This is a genomic window from Pseudarthrobacter sp. NPDC058196 (genome assembly GCF_042882685.1).
Taxonomy (GTDB): Bacteria; Actinomycetota; Actinomycetes; order Actinomycetales; family Micrococcaceae; genus Arthrobacter.
This window is the reverse complement of record NZ_JBHVVN010000009.1, coordinates 208,806-229,111: the sequence shown is the minus strand read 5'-3', so window position 1 is coordinate 229,111 and position 20,306 is coordinate 208,806. Positions and strand designations below refer to the sequence as shown.

Annotated in this window: 18 protein-coding genes; 11 read left to right on the top strand and 7 right to left on the bottom strand. The window is 68.4% G+C overall.

Annotated features, from left to right (window positions below; translation table 11 throughout):
• The first annotated feature begins 48 nt into the window (after positions 1-48).
• Positions 49-672: a DedA family protein gene (locus ACFVVC_RS14940; protein ID WP_387454708.1), complete on the top strand. Its 624-nt coding sequence runs from the start codon at positions 49-51 to the stop codon at positions 670-672.
• Here ACFVVC_RS14940 and ACFVVC_RS14935 read toward each other — a convergent pair.
• Positions 669-974, bottom strand: a complete 306-nt coding sequence (locus ACFVVC_RS14935; RefSeq protein WP_285242217.1) for a hypothetical protein — start codon at positions 972-974, stop codon at positions 669-671. The genes ACFVVC_RS14940 and ACFVVC_RS14935 overlap by 4 nt on opposite strands.
• A gap of 153 nt (positions 975-1,127) precedes the next feature.
• Entirely contained in the window at positions 1,128-3,935 is a 2,808-nt protein-coding gene (gene ppc, locus ACFVVC_RS14930; RefSeq protein WP_387454705.1) for a phosphoenolpyruvate carboxylase, read from the bottom strand.
• Between the two features lie 191 nt (positions 3,936-4,126).
• On the opposite strand from ppc, the gene ACFVVC_RS14925 reads away from it, so the two are divergent.
• Positions 4,127-4,951 carry a DUF1684 domain-containing protein gene (locus ACFVVC_RS14925; protein ID WP_387454702.1) on the top strand — a complete coding sequence of 275 codons (825 nt, stop codon included), beginning with the start codon at positions 4,127-4,129 and terminating at the stop codon, positions 4,949-4,951.
• Positions 4,952-4,985: 34 nt separating this feature from the next.
• Here the strand turns inward: ACFVVC_RS14925 and ACFVVC_RS14920 are convergent, their stop codons facing one another.
• Both ACFVVC_RS14920 and ACFVVC_RS14915 read right to left on the bottom strand, forming a co-directional pair.
• Positions 4,986-6,194, bottom strand: a complete 1,209-nt coding sequence (locus ACFVVC_RS14920; protein WP_387454699.1) for an acyl-CoA dehydrogenase family protein — start codon at positions 6,192-6,194, stop codon at positions 4,986-4,988.
• Positions 6,191-6,985, bottom strand: a complete 795-nt coding sequence (locus ACFVVC_RS14915) for a 3-hydroxyacyl-CoA dehydrogenase (protein ID WP_387454696.1) — start codon at positions 6,983-6,985, stop codon at positions 6,191-6,193. Before ACFVVC_RS14915 ends, ACFVVC_RS14920 begins: the two co-directional genes overlap by 4 nt.
• A gap of 135 nt (positions 6,986-7,120) precedes the next feature.
• Here ACFVVC_RS14915 and ACFVVC_RS14910 point away from each other — a divergent pair, with 135 nt between their 5' ends.
• Positions 7,121-8,422 carry a glycoside hydrolase family 76 protein gene (locus ACFVVC_RS14910; RefSeq protein ID WP_387454693.1) on the top strand — a complete coding sequence of 434 codons (1,302 nt, stop codon included), beginning with the start codon at positions 7,121-7,123 and terminating at the stop codon, positions 8,420-8,422.
• Positions 8,423-8,456: 34 nt separating this feature from the next.
• On the opposite strand, the gene ACFVVC_RS14905 is transcribed toward ACFVVC_RS14910, so the two are convergent.
• A complete protein-coding gene (locus ACFVVC_RS14905; RefSeq protein WP_387454691.1) occupies positions 8,457-10,115 on the bottom strand; it encodes a glycoside hydrolase family 32 protein in 1,659 nt (552 codons plus the stop codon).
• Positions 10,116-10,246: 131 nt separating this feature from the next.
• Positions 10,247-10,852 (bottom strand): YdeI family protein, encoded by a 606-nt coding sequence (locus ACFVVC_RS14900; RefSeq protein WP_387454689.1) that lies wholly within the window; start codon positions 10,850-10,852, stop codon positions 10,247-10,249.
• 110 nt (positions 10,853-10,962) lie between these two features.
• Between ACFVVC_RS14900 and ACFVVC_RS14895 the strand changes: the two genes are divergently transcribed.
• The 8 genes from ACFVVC_RS14895 (at position 10,963) to ACFVVC_RS14860 (ending at position 18,371) form a co-directional block, all read left to right on the top strand.
• Positions 10,963-11,691 (top strand): VOC family protein, encoded by a 729-nt coding sequence (locus tag ACFVVC_RS14895; protein ID WP_387454686.1) that lies wholly within the window; start codon positions 10,963-10,965, stop codon positions 11,689-11,691.
• Positions 11,692-11,700: 9 nt separating this feature from the next.
• Entirely contained in the window at positions 11,701-12,240 is a 540-nt protein-coding gene (locus ACFVVC_RS14890) for an NUDIX hydrolase family protein (RefSeq protein WP_018763774.1), read from the top strand.
• Between the two features lie 88 nt (positions 12,241-12,328).
• Positions 12,329-13,342 (top strand): DUF6707 family protein, encoded by a 1,014-nt coding sequence (locus ACFVVC_RS14885; protein ID WP_387454684.1) that lies wholly within the window; start codon positions 12,329-12,331, stop codon positions 13,340-13,342.
• 72 nt (positions 13,343-13,414) lie between these two features.
• Positions 13,415-14,143: an SRPBCC domain-containing protein gene (locus tag ACFVVC_RS14880; protein WP_387454681.1), complete on the top strand. Its 729-nt coding sequence runs from the start codon at positions 13,415-13,417 to the stop codon at positions 14,141-14,143.
• Between the two features lie 65 nt (positions 14,144-14,208).
• Positions 14,209-15,495 (top strand): tRNA guanosine(34) transglycosylase Tgt, encoded by a 1,287-nt coding sequence (gene tgt / locus ACFVVC_RS14875; RefSeq protein ID WP_387454678.1) that lies wholly within the window; start codon positions 14,209-14,211, stop codon positions 15,493-15,495.
• A gap of 35 nt (positions 15,496-15,530) precedes the next feature.
• Positions 15,531-16,280, top strand: a complete 750-nt coding sequence (locus ACFVVC_RS14870; RefSeq protein ID WP_387454675.1) for a dienelactone hydrolase family protein — start codon at positions 15,531-15,533, stop codon at positions 16,278-16,280.
• Between the two features lie 167 nt (positions 16,281-16,447).
• Complete coding sequence (locus tag ACFVVC_RS14865; RefSeq protein WP_387454672.1) at positions 16,448-17,386, top strand: hypothetical protein; 939 nt, start codon at positions 16,448-16,450, stop codon at positions 17,384-17,386.
• A gap of 127 nt (positions 17,387-17,513) precedes the next feature.
• Positions 17,514-18,371, top strand: a complete 858-nt coding sequence (locus ACFVVC_RS14860; protein ID WP_387454669.1) for a hydroxymethylpyrimidine/phosphomethylpyrimidine kinase — start codon at positions 17,514-17,516, stop codon at positions 18,369-18,371.
• A gap of 93 nt (positions 18,372-18,464) precedes the next feature.
• Here ACFVVC_RS14860 and ACFVVC_RS14855 read toward each other — a convergent pair whose 3' ends face one another.
• Positions 18,465-20,213, bottom strand: a complete 1,749-nt coding sequence (locus ACFVVC_RS14855) for a pyruvate dehydrogenase (protein WP_387454666.1) — start codon at positions 20,211-20,213, stop codon at positions 18,465-18,467.
• Positions 20,214-20,306 lie beyond the last annotated feature (93 nt).

The window sequence follows — 20,306 nt, the reverse complement described above, 5'->3', positions numbered from 1 at the left end:
CCCGTCACGGGCACCGCCGGCCCGGCAAAAGTGCGGTACCTTGTGGCAATGGACTTCGGCAGCGCTGACGGCTGGGGGGCGGCCCTCTACTTCTGGGTCATCCCGCTGGTGATCGGCGACGCCATTTTCCCGCCCATCCCCTCGGAGATGGTGGTAATTACCGGCGGCGCATTGTCCGCGGATGGCCGGGCCAACGTGTTCCTCGTCCTGGTGCTCGCCGCCCTGGCATCCTGGATTGGCGACATGGTGGTGTTCCACCTGTTCCGCCGGCGGCTCAGCCACGTGCTGGACCGCTGGAAATGGGGCCGCCGGGTGCACGCCGGCATCCATGCGGCACTGGCAAAGGCCGGACGGTCGTCCACCTATGGCACCATCATCGGCGCCCGGTTCATCCCCGGCGGCCGGCTGGCAACCTCGGCAGCGTCAGGTGTCGCAAACGTCTCGGTGCGCGGCTTCGGACTGTGCGCCGGGCTGGGGGCGGTCCTTTGGGCCTGCTGGCTCGTCGGGCTGGGCTACTTCACGGGGTCAACCACCAGGCTGCCATTCTGGGCCAGTTCCCTCATCGGGGTGGCGGTGGGCCTGGTGATCGGCGCCATCGTGGGGCTGATCGTCACCCGCCGGCGCGGCGACAGGTCCCCAGTCGAGGACGAGCCCATTCCGGACGCAGGCTAGACGGGCAGCCACTTGCCGCGGCTGCGCCGCAGCACGCTCAGGGCACCTGTCAGCGCAACGCGTTCGACGGCGTCGCGCATCATGTTTGCCGACTCCAACGCCTGCTGGTTCTCACCGGTGTATTCGGTGGCTTCCACGAGGAACCGAAGGTTGAGTTGCGGCACCCCGCCGGCAATCTGCAGCTGGTGCGCCTCCACGTGGTGGCGGGTGCCCAGCGCCTCCACGGCGGCGTCCATGACGGACTCCGGCGGATTCCCTGGCCGCAGCCCGGTGATCTTGAGGCGGGTCTGGAAGGAAGGCATGCCCTCCACCCTATCCAAGCCCCCGCTCACATCCTGCAGCCATAACACCAACGCCCGCTCACTCTCTTCAGAAGAGTGAGCGGGCGTTGGGGTTCGAGCGGCAAAACGTGAGCGCGCGTCGGAAGAAAAGCCGCCGGAAGTGAGCGGGCGTTTCTAGCCGGTGTTGCGCAGGCCCGCGGCAACACCGTTGACGGTGATGAGCATGGCCCGCTGGAGGCGCTCGTCGATCTCGGCGCCGCTGATTTCCGCCTCGGTCCGGATACGGCGCATCAGCTCAACCTGCAGGTAGCTGATGGGATCCAGGTACTGGTCGCGGATCTCCAGGGAACGCTTCAGCGTGGGCTGGGCGTCCAGGAGGATGTCCTCGCCGGTGAGCTTGCGGACCTCGGCCACCGTGAGCTCGTACTCCTCCCGGATGGTGCGGAACAGGTGGTGCAGTTCCTCCGGGACCAGGGTGGACACGTAGTAGCCGGCGATGTCCATGTCCGTCTTGGCCAGGGTCATCTCCACGTTGGAGAGCACGGACCGGAAGAAATTCCAGTGGTCCATCATCTCCACCAGCTGGGCGGAGTGCCCGGCTTCCCGGGCAGCCTTGAGCCCCGAGCCCACGCCGAACCAGCCCGGCACGATCTGCCGCGACTGCGTCCAGCCGAACACCCACGGGATGGCGCGCAGTCCGCCGAGGCCTGCGCCCGAATCCGGACGCTTGGACGGGCGGGAGCCGATATTGAGCGACCCGAGCTGCTCCACCGGGGTGGACGCCATGAAGTAGGCAGGCAGGTCCGGGTGGTCGATCAGCTTGCGGTAGCGGTCGAACGCGGCATCCGAGATGGATTCCATGACGTGTCCGTAACGCTCCCGCTGGTCCTCCGAGGTCCGGGGGTTGCGGTGCAGGGCCGAACCCTGCAGCACCGCGGCCAGCGAGAGTTCCAAGTTCTCCCGGGCAAGTTCGGGCAGGGAGTATTTGTCCGAGATGACCTCGCCCTGTTCCGTGAACTTGATCTCGCCTTCCAGGACGCCGTTGGGCTGGGCCAGGATGGCGTCATAGGTGGGTCCGCCGCCACGGCCCACGGAACCGCCGCGGCCGTGGAACAGACGGACGCGGACGCCGTGCTTGGCCGCGATATCGCGCAGCTTGCGCTGGGTCTTGTGGATCTCCCACTGGCTGGTCATGACGCCGGATTCCTTGTTCGAATCCGAGTAGCCCAGCATCACTTCCTGGACGTCCCCGCGCAGCCGCACCAGTTCCCGGTAGGAGGGATCGGACAGCAGCTGGTCGACAATCTCGGCCGAGGCGCGCAGCTCCTCCACCGTTTCCAGCAGCGGCGCGAAGCCAAGCTTGGCGTAGGGCTTGTCGCCGAACAGGTTCACCAGGCCGGCTTCGCGGGCCAGGACGGCGGCGGCGAGGACATCGTCGGCGCCGCGGGTCATGGAGATGATGTAGGTTTCGATGACGTCCGGGCCGTACATGCGCAGGGCGCGGCGGATCTCACGGAAGACGTCGTACGTGCCGTCGGCGGCGCCGTCGAGCTTGATCGGGTGGCCGGAGAGCGGACGGCGGGATGCCAGCTCGGAGCCCAGCACCTCGAAACGTTCCTCCCGGCTCAGCTCCGCGTAGCGCAGCCCGGGGCCGCCGATCCGGTCCATCAGCTGCCCGACGGCGTCATGGTGGTGGTCGGCGTGTTCGCGGATGTCCAGCGTGGCCAAGTGCAGCCCGAACGAGGCGATGGCGCGGCGCACCCGGGCCAGCGAGCCGTCTGCGGCCAGGGCTGCCGAGTGGTTGCGGAGCGAGAGCTCCAGCAGCTGCAGGTCGGCCATGAGTTCATCGGTGGCGTTGTAGTCGCGCCCGTGCTCGTGGTTCGAATTGACGGCCACCCGCTTGCCCGTGTTGATGAGCTTGGCCTTGATGCAGGTGAGCTTCAGCCGGTAGGGCTCCTGCCCGTTCAGTTCCAGGACCCGCTTGTCCAGGCCCGGCAGGTTCTTCAGGTCCGTATCGATGGATTCGAGCAGCGCCCGGTCGGCACCGGCCAAGGCCGTGGAGTTGGACAGGACGGAGATCAGTTCATCGATCATGCCGATGCTGATGCGGATGGCGCTCTGGTTTTGGATCTGCAGGATCTCCCGGGTCACGGCCGCTGTGACGTTCGGGTTGCCGTCGCGGTCCCCGCCAATCCAGGAACCGAACCGGATGGGCGCGTCCTTGGCAGCCAGGCTGACGCCGTGTTCGCCCAGGAGGTCGGCGAGTTCGGACAGCATGTGCGGCATGGCGTCGGTGAGGATGCCGCCCAGGTAGTAGATGGCGTTGCGGGCCTCATCCACGGGCGTGGGCCGCACCTGGCGCAGTTCGTCGGTCTGCCACATCTGGTCGATGATCTCGGCCAACTGCCGGTCCTGCCGGCGCCGCGCCGTGGACCCCTCGGCCGTGGACCGGGACAGGACGTCGGAGATCTTGCGGATCTTGTCCAGGACCGAACGGCGGGACGCTTCGGTGGGGTGTGCGGTGAAGATTGGGCGGACGTCCAGGCCGTTGACCACTTCCTGCAGGACGTCCGGGCCCGCCTGCGCGGCGATGTCCGCCACCGTCTTGGCCAGCCAGCCATCCTTTTCCGCCCGGTTGCGCAGGCCGCGGACCCGGTGGACCTGCTCGGCGGCGTTGGCCAGGTGGAAGTAGAACGCGAAGGCACGCACCAGGTCTGTTGCCTGCTCGATCGGCAGGGAGCCGAGCAGCTCGCGGACCTGGGCGACGACGTCGTGCGCGCTCCAGGGGCCGGTGGCATCCGCGCCGCCACGCGCCGCCTCCTTGGATTCCTTGGTCAGCAGCCGGACCTGTTCCACGAGGTCCAGGAGTTCGGGCCCGTGCTGGCGGACCAGTGATTCGCCGAGGAGGGTGGAAACACGGCGGACGTCTGCCCTCAGTTCGGAGGCCAGGTCTGTTTCGGGATGTGCGGCAGTGTGAGCCATGGAAGCTATCTTTCGAGGGTTTCGGACTTGGCTCGTACACTGCGCTGGATACTGTGAGCCACGTTACTAGCTAAAGATGCTACCCCCGGTCCGGCGCCACAGTGGAATCTGTCTCAAAAGATGTCGCCACCGGCGGAATGAACACGAAATACCGGTGGTTGTAGCGTGGGCAGAAGCAACCGGAAGGAACCATGTCCACCACCACCGCAGCCAGGTTCGAGCGCTGGCAGCGCTTCCGCACCAATCGGAACAAGGCGCTTGCAGCCCCGCACGGCTGGCTCACCCTCACCTCTTTCCAGTGGCTCGAAGACTCACCGGCCGGCGTCGATCTCGCCCCGGGCCTTTGGTCCGTGGACGGCACGACGGCGGTGCTCACCGCGGTCCCGGCGGACGGGCTCACGCTGGTGGAGACGGGCGAAAAGGTGGACGGCACCGTGTCCGCTGTCCTTGCGGACGAGGAGTCGCTGATGTGGGTCCGGTTCGGCGGCCCGGACGGGAACCAGGTGGTGGTGGAACTGGCGATGCGCGGTGGAAAATACGCGATCCGCACCCGGGACTCGGCGTCGCCGGTGTTCACCGAGTTCGACGGCGTCCCCACCTATCCGTACACCCCGGAGTGGGAAGTCACCGGCCGGTTCGTGCCCTACCCTGAGCCGGTGGACGTACCGATCGGAACCGCCAACCCGCTGGTTGACGGCGTGCACCGCAGCGTGGGTGAGGTGGTCTTCGGCCTCCCCGGCAGCAGCCACGAGTTCCGGCTGCAGGCCGAGGAGGAGAAACTGGGCGCCCTGACCGTCACCTTCCACGACGAAACGAATGGCGACACCACGGACGACTGGCGGAAGCTCTCGCTGGCCCGGCCCCGCCCGGACGGCTCCGTGGTGCTGGACTTCAACCGTGCCATCAACTATCCCAGCGCCTTCACGCCCTACGGCACGTGCCCGATGCCGGTCAGGAACAACAGCCTGGATATCCGCGTGGAGGCAGGCGAGAAGCAGCCCTACCCGGGTGCGTGACCGGTTTCGACAGGCTCAACCACCGAAGACAGGCTCAACCACCAAAGGCTGACACCCCGGTGATGGCCCGGCCCACGATCAGGGTGTTTACCTCGAACGAGCCCTCGTAGGTGTAGATGGCCTCGGCGTCGGCGAAGATCTTGGCCATCCGGTAGTCGGTGACAATGCCGTTCCCGCCCAGGATGGACCGGCCCAGCGCCACGGTTTCGCGCATCCGGGCGCTGAGGTACGACTTGGCCAGGGCCACTTGGGGCATGCCCGCGGCGCCCTGGTCCTGGAGCCTGGCGATCCCGGCCATCATCCCCATGCTGGCCACGGTGTTGCCCAGCATGGTCACCAGCTGTTGCTGGATCAGCTGGAAGTGTGCCAGCGGCCGGCCGAACTGGTGCCGCTCCACGGCGTACTGACGGGCTACGTCGAACGCCGCCAGCTGCTGGCCCACCGTCTGCCAGGCCACCATGATCCGCGAACTGCGCAGCAACTCCTTGGTGTCCTCGAAGCTGCTGATGCCGCCGAAACGGTCCGCCTCCGCCACCCGCACGTCGCGGAAGACGATGTCCGCGTTCTGGACGGTCCGCAGCGCGATCTTGTTCTCGATCCGGCTCCGGCTGACGCCCGGCAGGCCCGCGTCCACGATGAAGCCCCGGACCGAACCGTCGGCTTCGTCCCGCGCCCAGACCAGCATGTAGTCGCAGAACGTCCCGTTGCCGATCCAGCGTTTGGCGCCGTTGAGCACCCAGGTGTCGCCGGCGTCGTCCGCTTCGCCGGTGCCGGAGGAAATCCGCCGGGCACGTGTCTCCATGCCGCCGGCGACGTCGGAGCCGTGCAGGGGTTCGGTGAGGGCGAAGGCACCGGTGATCCGCAGGTCCGAGGCGTCGGCCAGCAGCCTGCGCTTCTGGTCCGCCGAGCCGAACGCGTGCAGGGATTCGACGAAGAGGTCGTGGTGGACCAGGAAGAACGTGGCCAGGGATGTATCCACGCGGGTCATCTCCGCGATGACCAGTCCGGCGAACAGGTTGCTGTAGCCGCGGTGTGCCGGCGTGCTCAGCTCCAGGGCGGCGAGCTTGGGCAGGATGTGGGCAGGGAACTCGGCCTTGTTCCACCAGTCCCCGGCGTAGGGCGCCACGTCGGCCGCCAGGAAGTCCCGCAGCTCCGCCAGCTTGTCCCGTTCAGCCTGGCCCAGCATGGATTCGACAGCGAAGAAGTCCGCCGCCGGCAGGTCCGTGATGTCCGGAGCGCTCATCGCGGCCCCATCCGGATGGCGCCGTCCAGGCGGATGGTTTCCCCGTTCAGCATGGCGTTGTCCACGATGTGCGCCACCAGGTTGGCGTATTCCGCCGGCTTCCCCAGCCGGGACGGGTGCGGTACCTGCGCGCCCAGCGAGTCCTGGGCTTCCTGCGGCAGGCCGGCCATCATGGGCGTCTCGAAAATGCCTGGAGCGATAGTGACCACCCGGACCAGCGAACGCGCCAGTTCCCGGGCGATGGGCAGCGTCATGGCGGCCACGGCCCCCTTGGAGGCTGAGTAGGCGGGCTGGCCGATCTGCCCTTCGAAGGCGGCCACGGATGCCGTGTTGATGATGACGCCGCGCTCCGGGCCGCCCAGCCGGGTGGCCACGGGCTCGGTGGCCACCATGGCCTCGGCCGCCAGCCGCAGCACGTTGAAGGTACCAATCAGGTTGACCTGGACGACGCGGCTGAACGCTTCCAGCGGCAGGACGCCATCGCGGCCCAGCACCTTGCCGGGGGTGGCAATTCCTGCGCAGTTCACCACGATCCGCAGCGGGCCCATCCCGCCGGCTGTTGCGACGGCGGCCCGCACCTCGGCCTCGCTGGTCACGTCCGCGGGGGTGAAGACGGCGGACTGGCCGGCTTGGGCACGACCGTTGAGTTCGTCCGCCGCCGCCTGGCCGTCCGAGGAGGCGAGGTCCAGGAGCACCACCGAGGCGCCGTCGTCGAACAACCTGCGTGCGGTGGCCGCTCCCAGCCCGGAGGCCCCGCCTGTGACCAGGGCGACGCTGCCTTTGATGTCCATACATCCTCCTTGATGCGCGTGCCCCCGGCCGCGGCGCGGCCTCGAGCAACAGTTAATGAATGTTAACTGAAATTCGGCGCCGCCGCACTCATCCCGAGGGGCCAAGGATCCGGTACCGCAGCTAGGGTGGACGGCATGACCTCCAGCAGCACCGCCTCGACCACCTGGCAGGACCGGGCGGACCACGCGGCCCGCTCCGTGACCGGGCTGTTCGGCCGGAACCTGTTGTTCCTGCCCGGAACCCACCTCGCCGCCGTGGTGTGGCAGGGCAGGCACCCGGCCGGGAAGGGCGCGCCCGATGCGGGGCAAGAACCCGCCAGGCCACGGCGGCAGCGTTGGCTCGCCGCACTCCGCCGTGCAAGGCCCGCCGCGGGACTGCTGCTCCCGTGGCACTACTGGTGGCAGGCGCATTACGTGGACTGCCTGGTGGACACCGGCCTGCGCGAGCTTGCCGGCGGAGCCACCCCCGCGGCGCGGTTCAACGGGCCGGATCAGCCCAGCGCAGGGCACCTGGCCTCACGGCTGGTCACCGGCATGAGGCTGCGCAATGCCCTGACGGTCGTGAACAGCTACTACGACGACATGGCGTGGCTGGCCCTGGCGACCCTGCGGCTGGACAGGCTGGCCGCAGAAACGCAGCGGCCGGGACGCCGGCGAAACGCCCGGGTACGTTCCGCACTGGCCCTGCAGTTCGATTCCGCGTGCACCAGCGATTTGGGCGGGGGGACGTTCTGGAGCAAGCAGCGTGACTTCAAGAACACCCCGGCCACGGCACCCGTGGCGCTGTTCTATGCCCGCACCGGCCGGCGCGGCACGGCACAGTCGCTGCTGGACTGGCTGGACGCCACCCTCTTCGACCAGGACCAGGGACTCTACCTCGACGGTGCACGGCTGGGTCCTGCCGGGGACGTGCTGGTGGAACGGTCGCTGTACACCTACAACCAAGGCCCGGTCCTGGGTGCCCTCCTGGAACTGGGCGGCGACGTCAACCTTGCCCGGGCGGCCGCCCTGGTGGACTCGGTGCAGCGGCTGCTGACCGTCCCGGCCGGCAGCGGCAACGCTGCGGGCGGCACGGTGCTGCGCTGCGAAGGGACGGGCGACGGCGGCCTCTTCACCGGGATCCTGTGCCGGTACCTGGCGCTTGCGGCGGCAGACCCGCGGCTACCTGGGGCTGCCCGCGCTGCGGCGGCTGCGCTGGTGCTGGACACCGCCGAGGCGTTCTGGGCCGGGCGGCGGCCGGTGGGCGCCGGTGAAGCAAAGGCACCCCTGGCCGGCAGGAGCATCTTCTCCGTGCACGCCGGCCAACCCGCGGACCGGACCTATCCGCCGGGCGCCCCGGTGGAGCTCGCCACCCAACTGCAGGCCTGGATGACGCTGGAGGCGGCGGCCACGGTGCTGTCCGCCGGCCCCGCTGCCGTTCCCCCGCCGGCCACCTGACTGGCACGGCCGGCCAAACCGGCGGGGGCTGCGCTCAGCGGATGCCGGACAGCGGCGTGACCGTGCCGGCTTTGAGCGTCAGGGGCGCGTCGGCGGCGAGCCGGACCTCTTTCGGGCCTGCGGGCGGGAACATGAGGGACGTCAGGGACTGGCCGTCCACGAAGACCTCCACGGAGGAATGGTCCACGTACGCGGTCAGCTGCACGGTCCCGCCGCCGGGGCGCGCCTCCACCGAGCGGGCCTGGCGGTACTCGCCGCTGCCCTCGGAGGGCTCCTTGCCCTGGCCGCCGGCCACGGCGTCCCCGTCCCGGGTGATGAAGGCCCGGCCGGCGGCGAAGTCGTAGCCGATGGTGGCGTAGGTGGTGCCGCCGCTTTGCAGGACGAGGGTGGCCTTCCCGGTGCCGTCCGAGGGCTTTTCCAGCTCGACGTCGGCCTTGAACGCTCCGCTGTCCGGGATGGGAAGGGTACGGCCATCCTCGAGCGGGCCGCCGGGCACCTGGGCAGGCGTCCCTTCCAAGGATTTGAGCGCAGGGGTGGGCGATTGCACCAGGGCGGGGCGGCCCGCACCGGACGTGAGCCGGATGTCACGAACCACCGAAGCGGCCCCGAACCAGCCGCCGGTGGGCAACTGCCGGGCATAGGCCCAATTGTTCATCCAGCCGATAACGTGCCGGGAGGCCTTCCGCTGGCCATCGCTTTGACGCGGATCATCCCAGGTGACTGCCGCGTAGAAGTCCGCCCCGCCGTCGAGCCACTGGTGGCCGCCGTCAGCCTTGAAGGCCTTGCCGTCGAACCCGCCGGTCCAGTAGGCCACGCCGGTGGTGCGGCCCTCCCCGGAACCGTTGGCGCTCGCGGCCAGGACCCAGGTTCGTTTGGCGGGGTCGCCGTCGATGTCCATTTGGAAGAAGTCCGGGCATTCCAGGATTCCCAGCCCGTCCTGCTCAAATCCGGACACGTAGGTCCACCGCTTGAGGTCGGGGGAGGTATAGAACCCGATCTTGTGGCCCTCGGCGAGGAGCATCAGCCACTGGTGGTTGGCGTCGTCGCGGACAATGCGCGGGTCCCGCCAGTGCTCGGCGCCGGGGTTTTCCATCACCGGGTTCTGTCCATAGCTCTGGAAGCTGTAGCCCTGGTCCGTGGAGTAGAAGAGGGACTGGCGCTGCACGCCGTCGAGCTGCTGGGTGAGCACCGCGATGACCGCCCCCTTGCCAAAGCCCGCGGTGCCTTCCGTGTCCACCACGGCGGAGCCGGTCTCGATGTCCCCCAGGCCGTTGCGGAACTTCGGGATGGCCACGCCTTCGTTCTTCCAGTGCACCAGGTCCGTGCTGGTGGCGTGGAACCACTCAGTGCCGTTCCCCTCCGGATAGTCGGCGTTGTAGAGGTAGTAGTAGTGCCATAGGCCGTCCAGGAAGAAGGGCCGCTGGGGATCGTTCATCCAGCGCTGGTCCGGGGTGAGGTGGTAGGCAGGCCGGTAGCTGGTTTGGTCAGCCGGTGGCGCCTGCGGGCCTGGGGGTGCCGTGGATGCTGGGGGTGCCGTGGATGCCGTACCGCCGTGCTGTCCTTCGGCCGTCCGGGTGTTCCCGGCGATCACCAGGGACGCCACCACCAGGAGCACGGCCAAGGCCGCGGCCGCCCACAGAAGGGGCCGGCGCCGAAGGGCGGCATACGGCGGTCCGAAAATTTTGGGGAGCATGGGGTCATCGATCCGTCGCTGAACGCACAAGTGCCGTCCCCCGGGTCGGGGAACGGCACCAGCGCAAGTGAATCGTCAATTTTACCCGGCAGGCCGCACGGAGCCGAATCCGGCGCGTCATGCGGCCGCCGCTACTGGTCCCGGCCTGCGGGGCGCTTCTTCTGCGGATACGGAGTCTCCCCCCGTGCCAGCATCTCGACGAAGCCGGCGATCCGGCGTTCCCGGGTGGCTGCCTGCTTGGCCGTGTTGGTCCGGAACACCAGGGCGAACAGGTTGGTCTTGGTCAGGACATCGAACATGTCCTGTGCGGCCGGGTTCGCGGCGATCGCTGCCGCAAGGTCGGGGGGAACCTCCACGTCGGCCTGCCCGCCGTAGGCCGCTTCCCAGCGGCCGTCCGCCTTGGCCGCGGCAACTGCCGCCCTGCCGGCGTCGGTCATTTTTCCCGCTTCCTCCAGCCGGGAGATATGCCCAACGTTGCGGGCCGACCAGATGCTGCGGGGACGCCGCGGCGTCCACCGCTGGAACGAGCTTTCATCATCGCGGCGCCGGAGCTGCCCGTCGATCCAGCCAAAGCACAGCGCCTCATCCAAGGCCGCCGGATAGTCAAGGCCGGTCACCGTGCCGCCCTTCTTGTGCAGCACCAGCCAGACGCCGGGGCTGGTGCCGTGGTTCTCTTCCAGCCAGGCACGCCAGGCGGCGGCGTCGGGCACCAACAGTTCCTCGAGGTCATCGGCCATGGCCCCATTCTGCCGGGAAAATGCCGTGCCACAAGCCCCACTGCGCACCGGCCGGGCACGTGGCATTATGGCCTTACAGCCGTACGCCACCCACCACCTAGGACAGCGCCATGCTCCGAGTCCGCCCCGTCCATTTCACGTCCCGCACCGAGTCCTGGGCGCAGCTCCTCACCGCACTGGGGATGGTGAGGACGGAGGGCGACGGCGGGTGGCAGGTTTTCGATTCGGCGTCGGGCCGCCTGGCGCTGCACGACGCCGAGGCCGGTTCGGACCGCGACGGCCGCACCGTGTTTGCCGTGGAGGTGGGCGACGTCGCCGAATTCGCCCGCCGCACCAACGCCTCGGCACAGGACGAGGCAACCGAGCCGGCCGAACTGGTCACCGCCGACCACGGCGAAGCCTGCCGCATCAGCGCGCCGGACGGCTTCAGCTTCCTGGCCGACAAGGCCGTCCACGGCGCCCAGTGCGCCGATGCCGACCCCGCCCTGGCCGTCGTCGGCGTCTGGTACACCGCAGATCCGGAAGCCGCCGTCCGCAGCATGCTGCATATCGGTGCGCGGCCACGGCCCGTTCCCGACGACGACGAAACCGCGGACTTCACGGCCAAGAACGGCGGCGTCCTGCTGGTTCGGGCGGCGTCCGGGCCGTCCCGCTCCGGCCTGGGCTTCGAGTACGGCGGCCACTTGGAACCGTTGCGCGAGCGCCTCGCGGCCGCCGGGATCGCCGCCCGCATCACCGAGGAGGCCTTCGGAAGTACCCTCCACGTGGCCAATCCGGACGCGGCCGGCCCCAACGCGCCCGCCACCGTCTGGATCTCGGAGCGCCGCCCCATGGGGTAGAACTTAACCATGAACGTGCGCACACCTGACCCGAATCCCGGCTGGCTCTCCGAAGAAGACCTCTTTGAGGCGCGCGGGCGGCTGCCCATGGTGTACGTGGAGGCAGTTCCGGTCAGGCTGGACCCGCTGGGCTACGTCAACGAGGTCGGAACACTGCTGCAGGCCGATGCCGACGGCACCATGGTCCGGTCACTGGTGTCCGGCCGGGTCATCTACCGCGAAACCATCCGCGCCGCGCTGCTGCGGCACATGGAAAAGGACCTGGGCCCCCTCGCTTTCCCCCAGCTTCCCCTCAGCCCCGTGCCGTTCACGGTGGCCGAATACTTCCCGGCACCGTCCCAGACGGGCTTCACGGACGAGCGGCAACACGCCGTGTCGCTGGCGTACATCATCCCCGTCACGGGCGAGTGCGAACCCCGCCAGGACGCCCTGGAACTGACGTGGATGACCCCGGAAGAAGTGCTCAGCCCGGGCGTCCAGATGGAGTTTTCCGGCGGCCGCGGCGGCCTCATCCGGCAGGCACTGGCATTCGCAGGCGTGGGCTTCTGACATCCCCGCCGGGACGTGGGGGTCCCCGGTTTTAGGCGCCCGCCTTTGTAGACTGTAGGGCGGACCGCAAGAGAACTTAAGGACTCCCATGACCGAAACACCAGCCGCCAGGCACCACCGTGAACAGCAGGCTGGATCTCTGACCACCGGCACCCACATCCTCCTCCCCGACGGCCGGCGCACTGCCGAAATCGACCAGGTGGAGCTTGAGCACGACGATTTCGGCTCCCCCGCACTGGTACTGGCCAGCCTTTCCGGCGGCGGAACGCTGCGGGTGGCCATCGGCACCATGGTCACCGTGGTGGACGGAGCGCACGACGACGTCACCCAGCTTCCGCTCCCGGCGGACCTTCCGGGGGCCGCACCCCTGGCCGGGGCTGCGCAGGCGCAGCCGCCCGCCGGGACGGGCCCCACCGCGGTGCCGCCCGCCGTCGTCCTCCCCCCGCTGCCGCCCGCGCCGCCCGCCGTGAACGGGCCCGGCGAGGAGGAACTCGCGCTCATCCCGGCGCCGGCCGGCACGCCCGAATCCGTGGTGGAAGCCGCCGCGGAAGCGCACCCTGATGCGGAGGGGGTCCTGCTCCTGGCCGACCGGCTCTCCAAAGGCGTCAACTTCAAGTCCGGCAGCTGCCTGAAGGACCTCAGCGACCTCGCACACGAACTGTTCGTCACGCTCAAGGACGCAGACGGAGCGCTGTCCATCGCGGACCTCCTCACCGTACTGCCCTACGACGGCAACCCGGGCCGGTGGGCCTCCGTGGAAGCATCCCTGGCACTGGCCAGCTACATTTGCCGGCAAGACGGCCAGGACAAGCGCGCCGAGGTCTACGAGAAACTGATCCGCACCCCGGAGAACCAGGAAACGGATGCGTTCAAGGCGCGCATGGCCGCCAAGGTGCGGCAGCGCTCACTCAACGAGCCCAATCTGTACGACAAGGAAATCTTCCGCTCGATCGACAACTCCAACCACGACGCCGAACGTGAATGGCGGCTCCTTCGGCTGGAGTCCCTGCTGTTCCTGCGTGCCCACGGCGGCTCGGAAACCATTGGCATAACCGAACTTGAACGGCGCATCAGCAACGAGCTGGAGGCAGTCCGCGCCTGAGGCCTGCGGCGCCCCTCCGGCGGTAAAAATTCCCCCTACCCGGGGCGTAGCCGGAGTTGTACATTCGGGGCTATGACGAACAATCTCAGCGTAGTGATCAACGCCGACGCGCCGCAGGTCTGGACCATGCTGCGTGAACCGTCCAAGGTAGCCCAGTGGCACGGCTGGCAGGCCGAGGACCTGGAGTCCGAGATCAAGCAGATCTACTTCTCCGGCGACGAACAGGAATCCGCGGACCATACCAGCCTGACCGTGCACGGCGGGGACACGTTCGAGCTCCACCCGGTGCCGGAAGGAACCCGGGTCAGCGTCACGCGCGGGGCGCTGGACCACGATTCCGAGTGGGCGGCCTGGGACGAGGACATCACCCAGGGGTGGCTGACGTTCCTGCAGCAGCTCCGCTTCGCCCTGGAACGCCACCCGCACGGCAAACGGCACACCCTGTTCCTGCACCTGACGGACGGAAAGGGCTCGGCCATCGAAAAACTCGGCCTGGCAGACCTCCCGGCCCCGGGCGAACCGTACCAGGTCACCCTGGATACCGGCGAGGAAATCAGCGGCAAGGTCTGGTACCGGACCAGCCACCAGGTGGGCCTGACGGTGCACGGTTACGCCGAGCATGGCGAAGGACTGCTGGTGGTTGCCGACCACCCTGCCATCAAGGATGTCCGCGCGGAGGGCGACGGTTCGCTGGTGGTGGTTTCCACCTACGACCTAGGCGCCGGAGCCCTCGACGCCGTCCGTTCCGCCTGGGATTCGTGGCGGGCGGCCAACTACCCCGGAACCGAGCCAGCCAGCTGACGGTCCGCGCCGGCCTGCCCGGGCCCGGTTGCCGGCGTCGTGAGCTTTGCTGGCACACTGGTACGGTGCCTGCCAACCCTGCCTTCGCCCTGCCGGAAACCCAATCGCAGTTCTCCTTCACCGTCGGCACGCGGCTGGCGGAGTCCTGCCCGCCGTCGGCTGCCCAGGTAGCGGAAAACGACGGGGAATTCCTGGGCCGCACCGGCACCATCACCACCCCGCACGGTGGGATCCAGACGCCGGCCTTCATCGCCGTCGGCACCAAGGCCACCGTGAAGGCCGTGCTGCCGGAATCCATGGCGGACCTTGGCGCGCAGGCCCTGCTGGCCAACGCCTACCACCTGTACCTCCAGCCCGGCCCGGACATCCTGGACGCGGCCGGCGGCCTGGGCGCCTTCATGAACTGGTCCGGTCCCACGTTCACGGACTCCGGCGGGTTCCAGGTGATGAGCCTTGGCTCGGGGTTCAAGAAGGTCATCGACATGAAATCCGTGGACGCCTCCGGACCTGATGACGCCGTGGCCCCCGGCAAGGAACGCCTGGCCCACATCGATGACGACGGTGTCTGGTTCAAGTCCCACCTGAACGGCGACCGCCACCGGTTCTCCCCCGAGATCTCGATGCAGGTCCAGCACCAGATCGGCGCGGACATCATGTTCGCGTTCGACGAGCTCACCACCCTGCAGAACTCCCGGCGGTACCAGGAGGAGTCCCTGGAGCGCACCCGGCTGTGGGCCGAGCGGTGCATCTCGGAACACTTCCGCCTTACAGAGGACCGCGCGGGCAAGCCGTACCAGGCGTTGTTCGGCGTGATCCAGGGGGCGCAGTACGAGGACCTGCGCCGGAAGGCCTGCCGGGACCTCGGCGCCATGCCGTTCGACGGCTTCGGCATCGGCGGGGCGCTGGAGAAGGAAAACCTGGGCACGATCGTCCGCTGGTGCAACGAAGAACTGCCGGAGGACAAGCCGCGCCACCTGCTGGGGATCTCCGAGCCCGACGACATTTTCACGGCCATCGAGAACGGCGCCGACACGTTCGACTGCGTCTCCCCTACCCGCGTGGCCCGGAACTCGGCCTTCTACACTCCTTACGGCCGGTTCAACCTTTCCGGCGCCAAGTACAAGCGCGATTTCGGGCCCCTGCAGGAGGGCTGCGACTGCTACGCCTGTGCCAACTATTCGCGGGCGTACATCCACCACCTGTTCAAGGCCAAGGAGATGGTCTCGGCCACGCTGATCTCCATCCACAATGAGCGGTTCGTGGTGAAGATGGTGGACGACGCCCGGCTGGCCATCGAGTCCGGCACGTTCTTTGACTTCAAGGCGGAAACCCTGGGCCGGTACTACTCCTGAGCGTTGCTCCCGGCTGCCTCCGTTATCCTGACCAGATGCTCATCGAGATCCAGGCCGCAGCAGGCCCTGCCGAAGCCCTTGTCGCCCGTCCGTCCAGCGGAACCGGCCCGTTCCCCGGGGTGATTCTCTACATGGACGCCTTTGGTTTGCGCCCGCGCATCGAGGAGATGACCCAGCGCATCGCGGACTGGGGCTACGTGGTGCTGGCGCCCAATGTCTTCTACCGTGAAGGGACGGCCGCAGAGCTGGCCCCGGCTGGTGACATGTCCAGCCAGGAGGGCCGGGAAGCTGCCGGTAAGGCTGCCTTCCCGCGGGTGGGCCGGCTGACTCCGGACAAGGCCCTGCCGGACATCGATGCGTGGGTCGCCGCGCTGGCCGGACTCGACGGCGTTGCCCGCGGCCCCATCGGAACCACCGGCTACTGCATGGGCGCCCGGCTCGCGGTCCGGACTGCCACCGCGCACCCCGAGGTGGTGGCAGCGTGCGGCGGCTTCCACGGCGGCGGGCTGGCAACGGACCAACCCGACAGCCCGCACCTGGGGCTTGGCAATGCACGGGCCCGCTTCGTGTTCGGCCACGCCGACAACGACAGGAGCATGGCACCGGACGCTGTGGCCCGCCTGGGCGGCGCGCTCCGGGACGCAGGACTGGAGGCATCCAATGAGATTTACGAGGGCGCGCCGCACGGCTACTCCATGGCGGACACCTCCGCATTCCACCCGGAAGCCACGGAGCGGCACTTCCGGGAGCTGCGCGCCCTGTTGGACGGGACGCTGAAGGCCTGACCCGGCCGCGCGCCGTCGAACTCGCCGGAAAGCTGCCGAATCGCCGGAACGTTGCGGCGAGCCGGACGGGTTCCGGCGATCCCGGGAGGCAGGACGGCCCTGGCGGGTTTTCCACATGACGACGGCGGCGCCTTACGTAGCTGACGGAGCGGGCGGATGCTGTCGGGATGACAGCGCAACGGCCAGTCCCTCTCCCCGCGCTTCCGGGCTCTGGCAACCTGTGGCGAACGGGGCAACTGCAGGAGGAAGGCCTCAATGACCGCGCCATCAAGGCCTTGGTCCTCCACGGGAAGCTGGTCCGCCTCCGCTACGGCTGCTATATCCGCGCCGAGCTATGGGAGAAGCAGACGCGTACCGTCCGCAGCCGGCAGCTGATCCGCGCCCATGCGCACGGGACGCTGACCACTGCCGCGGGAAACTATGTGTACAGCCATACCTCTGCGGCCCGTTTGCACAGCCTGTGCCTGTGGAACGTTGACGACACGATCCACCTTCTGCTGCCCGGAAATCCTTCCAGCCAACGGCTCGGAAAAGATGTCCGCGGCCATACGCGGCCGTGGACGCCACCGGAGGTGGTAACTCTCGGCGGCCTCCGGGTGACCTCGCTGGAGCGGACGGTGGTGGACTGCGCCATGATGTTGGGCTACCGGCAGGCGCTGGTGCTGACTGACCACGCACTGCGGCTCGGTGCCGACACAGCCCTCATGGAGTGCATGGCTGAGGGGCTGCAGGGACGCCGCGGTGTCCGGACCCTCCGGCGCGCCCTCGCGCACGCAGACCCACGTTCGGAGTCAGCCGGGGAAACACTCACGCGCGAACTCCTGGTGCGACTGAAACTTCCCCTGCCGGAGCCCCAGGTCGCGGTGGCTACGCGTGCCGGCCGGTACCGGCTGGATTTCGCCTGGAAGGAGAAGAAGGTGGCCCTCGAATTCGACGGGAAGACGAAATACTTCGATTACAGCCCGACGGCCGAGGTGCTGTTTCAGGAGCGGCAGCGCGAGAAGGCCCTCACCGAGAATGGCTGGACCTTCCTTCGTCTGACCTGGGCCGACCTCTTCCGCGAACATGAGTTCAAAGCCCGTGTCCTTACCGCACTTGGGCGGTAGCCAAACCGCGGGAACGCGACCAGGTCGCCGGTACTTTCCGGCGATCCAGCATCATTCCGGCGTGTGGAACGAGCCAGCCACGCGATCAGCAGTCAGAGCACCCGACGCCGGGTGGCAGGATGGAAGCATGACTTCCGTTTCACCTGACGCACCCCTGTCCGCCGCCGGCCCCGCCGTCGTCCTCACCATCGCAGGCTCCGAGGCAACCGGCGGTGCCGGCGCCCAGGCCGACCTGAAAACATTCCAGGAGCTGGGCGTCTTCGGCATCGCGAACCTGACCTGCATCGTGTCCTTCGACCCGAAGGACAGCTGGAACCACCGCTTCGTGCCCGTGGACCAGCAGGTGATCGCTGACCAGCTGGAGGCGACGACGGCGGCGTATGGTCCGGCGTCCGGCGCACCATCCGCGCTGGACACGGTGAAGATCGGCATGCTGGGCAGCCCGGCAACGATCAGCACGGTGGCCTCCGCGCTGCAGGAGAACAGCTTCGCCAACGTGGTCCTGGACCCGGTGCTGATCTGCAAGGGCCAAGAGCCGGGCCACGCGCTGGACACGGACCAGGCGCTGAAAGCCCAGATCCTGCCGCTGGCCACGTTTGTCACGCCCAACCACTTCGAGGCGGAGTCCCTGTCCGGGCTGGAAATCACCGACGTCGAGTCGCTGAAGGCCGCCGCCGTCCGGATCCACGAGCTCAGCGGTGCGGCGGTCCTGGCCAAGGGCGGGGTGCGGCTGGACGGCCCGGACGCCGTCGACGTGTTCTACGACGGTGAGACCCTGGAAGTCCTGAGTGCTCCCAAGGTTGGCGAGGTTGCGGTCTCCGGTGCCGGCTGCTCGCTCGCCGCCGCCGTGACCGCGGAGCTGGCCAAGGGCGCCAGCCCGCTGGAGGCTGCCCGGACCGCCAAGGAGTTCGTCACCGCAGGGATCCGCAACCGCGTCGCCTCCGGTGCCCCGTTCGACGCCCTGTGGCAGGGCGGCGCCCGCTAGAACCTCTCTCCCCGCGCCGGGTTCGCCGGAAACCCTCGAGATCGCCGGAAATTTGCGGCGAACCCGGCAGTTTCCGGCGAACTCGACATGTGCCTAGCGCCGGGGGATGTTGCGCAGGTTGCTGCGGGCCATGCTCACCGCTTCGCCGGCGCCGCGGTTCAGCACCACCTTGGACATGGCGGTGGCGAACCCCAGCACCTGTGAGCCGGAGATCTTGGGTGGGATGGACAGTGCCTTGGGGTCGGTGATGAGCTCCACCAGGGAGGGGCCGGGGTGCGCGAAGGCCTCACGGTATGCCGCCTCGATCTGGGTCGGATCCGTCACGCGCACAGCGTGGAAGCCCAGCGCCTGGGCCACTGCGGCGTAGTTGGCGTCCGGCACGTCCACGCCGAAGTCGGGGAGGCCGTCCACCAGCATCTCGAGCTTGACCATGCCCAGGGTGGAGTTGTTGAACACCACTACGTTGACCGGCAGCTTATAGGCGGCCGCGGTGATGAGCTCGCCCAGCAGCATGGACAGCCCGCCGTCGCCCGAGACCGAAATGACCTGGCGGCCCGGGTATGCCAGTTGCGCACCGATGGCGTGCGGGAGGGCGTTGGCCATGGAGCCGTGCAGGAAAGACCCGATCAGCCGCCGGGTGCCCAGCGGGTTGATGTAGCGCGCAGTCCAGACGTTGCACATGCCGGTATCCGCAGTGAAGATGGCGTTCTCTGCCGCCACCTGGTCCAGCAGCGATGCCGCGTACTCCGGGTGGATGGGCTGCTTCTTTTCCACCTTTCGCGTATATGCGCCCACGGCCTTGTTCATCAGCCGGTCGTGCTTCTTCAGCATCTGGTCCAGGAACCGCCGGCTCTTCTTGGCTTTAACCAGCGGCAGCAGGGCCCGCAGCGTGGGCAGCACGTCTCCGTGGACGGATATATCGACATCGGTGCGCCGGCCCAGGCGCTCCGCCGCCCGGTCCACCTGTGCTGTGCGGGTGTCCGGGAGGAACTGATCGTAGGGGAAGTCGGTGCCCAGGAGGATCAGCAGGTCGGCGTCCTCGATGCCCTCCGCCGCGGCACCGTAGCCCAGCAGGCCGGTCATGCCGATATCGAACGGGTTGTCGTACTGGACAAAGTCCTTGCCCCGCAGCGAGTGGCCCACCGGGGCCTTGGCCAGCTCGGCGAGCGCCATCAGTTCACTGTGCGCCCCCTCAACGCCGGCGCCTGCGAAAATGGCGACCTTGCCGGCGTCGTTGATGGCATCTGCGAGCGCCTGGACGCTGGCAGGGTCCGGGACCAGGCTCGCACGCCGGAAAGTGGCGGGCAGGGGCGTGGGTGCTGTGGCCTCCAGTCCGGCGATGTCGCCGGGAAGGGTCACGACGGCGACTCCCCCAAGCCCCAGCGCGTGCTGGATGGCGCTGTGCATGACGCGCGGCGCCTGCTCGGCGGTGCTGACGAGCTCCGAGTAGACCGAGCATTCGTTGAAGAGCCGGTCCGGGTGGGTTTCCTGGAAGAAGGTGCTGCCGATCTGCTTGCTGGGAATGTGCGAGGCGATGGCCAGTACTGGCGCTCCGGAACGGTTGGCGTCATACAGGCCGTTGATCAGGTGCAGGTTGCCGGGGCCGCACGAGCCGGCGCAGACGGCAAGCTTCCCGGTGAGCTGCGCTTCAGCCGCTGCGGCAAAGGCGGCCGCTTCCTCATGCCGGACGTGGATCCAGTCGATGCCGCCCTTGGCCGCGCCGCCGGTTTGGCGGACTGCGTCCACGATCGGATTGAGGCTGTCACCCACAATCCCGTAGATGCGCTGCACTCCCGCAGCCTGGAGTTGTTCGACGAGCTGGGTGGCAAGTTCCTTGGCCATAGGTGCAGACTCCCGCGATTGTGGTGGTGTTCTGACATGGCCAATATAGTCCGCCCGCGCCCGGCGGACCGCCCGCCGCCAGCGGCCGCGGTG

Bases quoted from the DNA above. Each gene is read 5' to 3' on its own strand.
- ACFVVC_RS14880 (WP_387454681.1), top strand. From the start codon at position 13,415: ATGACGAACAATCTCAGCGTAGTGATCAACGCCGACGCGCCGCAGGTC.
- ACFVVC_RS14940 (WP_387454708.1), top strand. From the start codon at position 49: ATGGACTTCGGCAGCGCTGACGGCTGGGGGGCGGCCCTCTACTTCTGG.
- ACFVVC_RS14915 (WP_387454696.1), bottom strand. From the start codon at position 6,985: ATGGACATCAAAGGCAGCGTCGCCCTGGTCACAGGCGGGGCCTCCGGG.
- ACFVVC_RS14935 (WP_285242217.1), bottom strand. From the start codon at position 974: ATGCCTTCCTTCCAGACCCGCCTCAAGATCACCGGGCTGCGGCCAGGG.
- ACFVVC_RS14855 (WP_387454666.1), bottom strand. From the start codon at position 20,213: ATGGCCAAGGAACTTGCCACCCAGCTCGTCGAACAACTCCAGGCTGCG.
- ACFVVC_RS14885 (WP_387454684.1), top strand. From the start codon at position 12,329: ATGACCGAAACACCAGCCGCCAGGCACCACCGTGAACAGCAGGCTGGA.
- ACFVVC_RS14910 (WP_387454693.1), top strand. From the start codon at position 7,121: ATGACCTCCAGCAGCACCGCCTCGACCACCTGGCAGGACCGGGCGGAC.
- ACFVVC_RS14920 (WP_387454699.1), bottom strand. From the start codon at position 6,194: ATGAGCGCTCCGGACATCACGGACCTGCCGGCGGCGGACTTCTTCGCT.
- ACFVVC_RS14870 (WP_387454675.1), top strand. From the start codon at position 15,531: ATGCTCATCGAGATCCAGGCCGCAGCAGGCCCTGCCGAAGCCCTTGTC.
- ACFVVC_RS14865 (WP_387454672.1), top strand. From the start codon at position 16,448: ATGACAGCGCAACGGCCAGTCCCTCTCCCCGCGCTTCCGGGCTCTGGC.
- ACFVVC_RS14925 (WP_387454702.1), top strand. From the start codon at position 4,127: ATGTCCACCACCACCGCAGCCAGGTTCGAGCGCTGGCAGCGCTTCCGC.
- ppc (WP_387454705.1), bottom strand. From the start codon at position 3,935: ATGGCTCACACTGCCGCACATCCCGAAACAGACCTGGCCTCCGAACTG.
- ACFVVC_RS14895 (WP_387454686.1), top strand. From the start codon at position 10,963: ATGCTCCGAGTCCGCCCCGTCCATTTCACGTCCCGCACCGAGTCCTGG.
- ACFVVC_RS14890 (WP_018763774.1), top strand. From the start codon at position 11,701: ATGAACGTGCGCACACCTGACCCGAATCCCGGCTGGCTCTCCGAAGAA.
- ACFVVC_RS14905 (WP_387454691.1), bottom strand. From the start codon at position 10,115: ATGCTCCCCAAAATTTTCGGACCGCCGTATGCCGCCCTTCGGCGCCGG.
- ACFVVC_RS14860 (WP_387454669.1), top strand. From the start codon at position 17,514: ATGACTTCCGTTTCACCTGACGCACCCCTGTCCGCCGCCGGCCCCGCC.
- ACFVVC_RS14900 (WP_387454689.1), bottom strand. From the start codon at position 10,852: ATGGCCGATGACCTCGAGGAACTGTTGGTGCCCGACGCCGCCGCCTGG.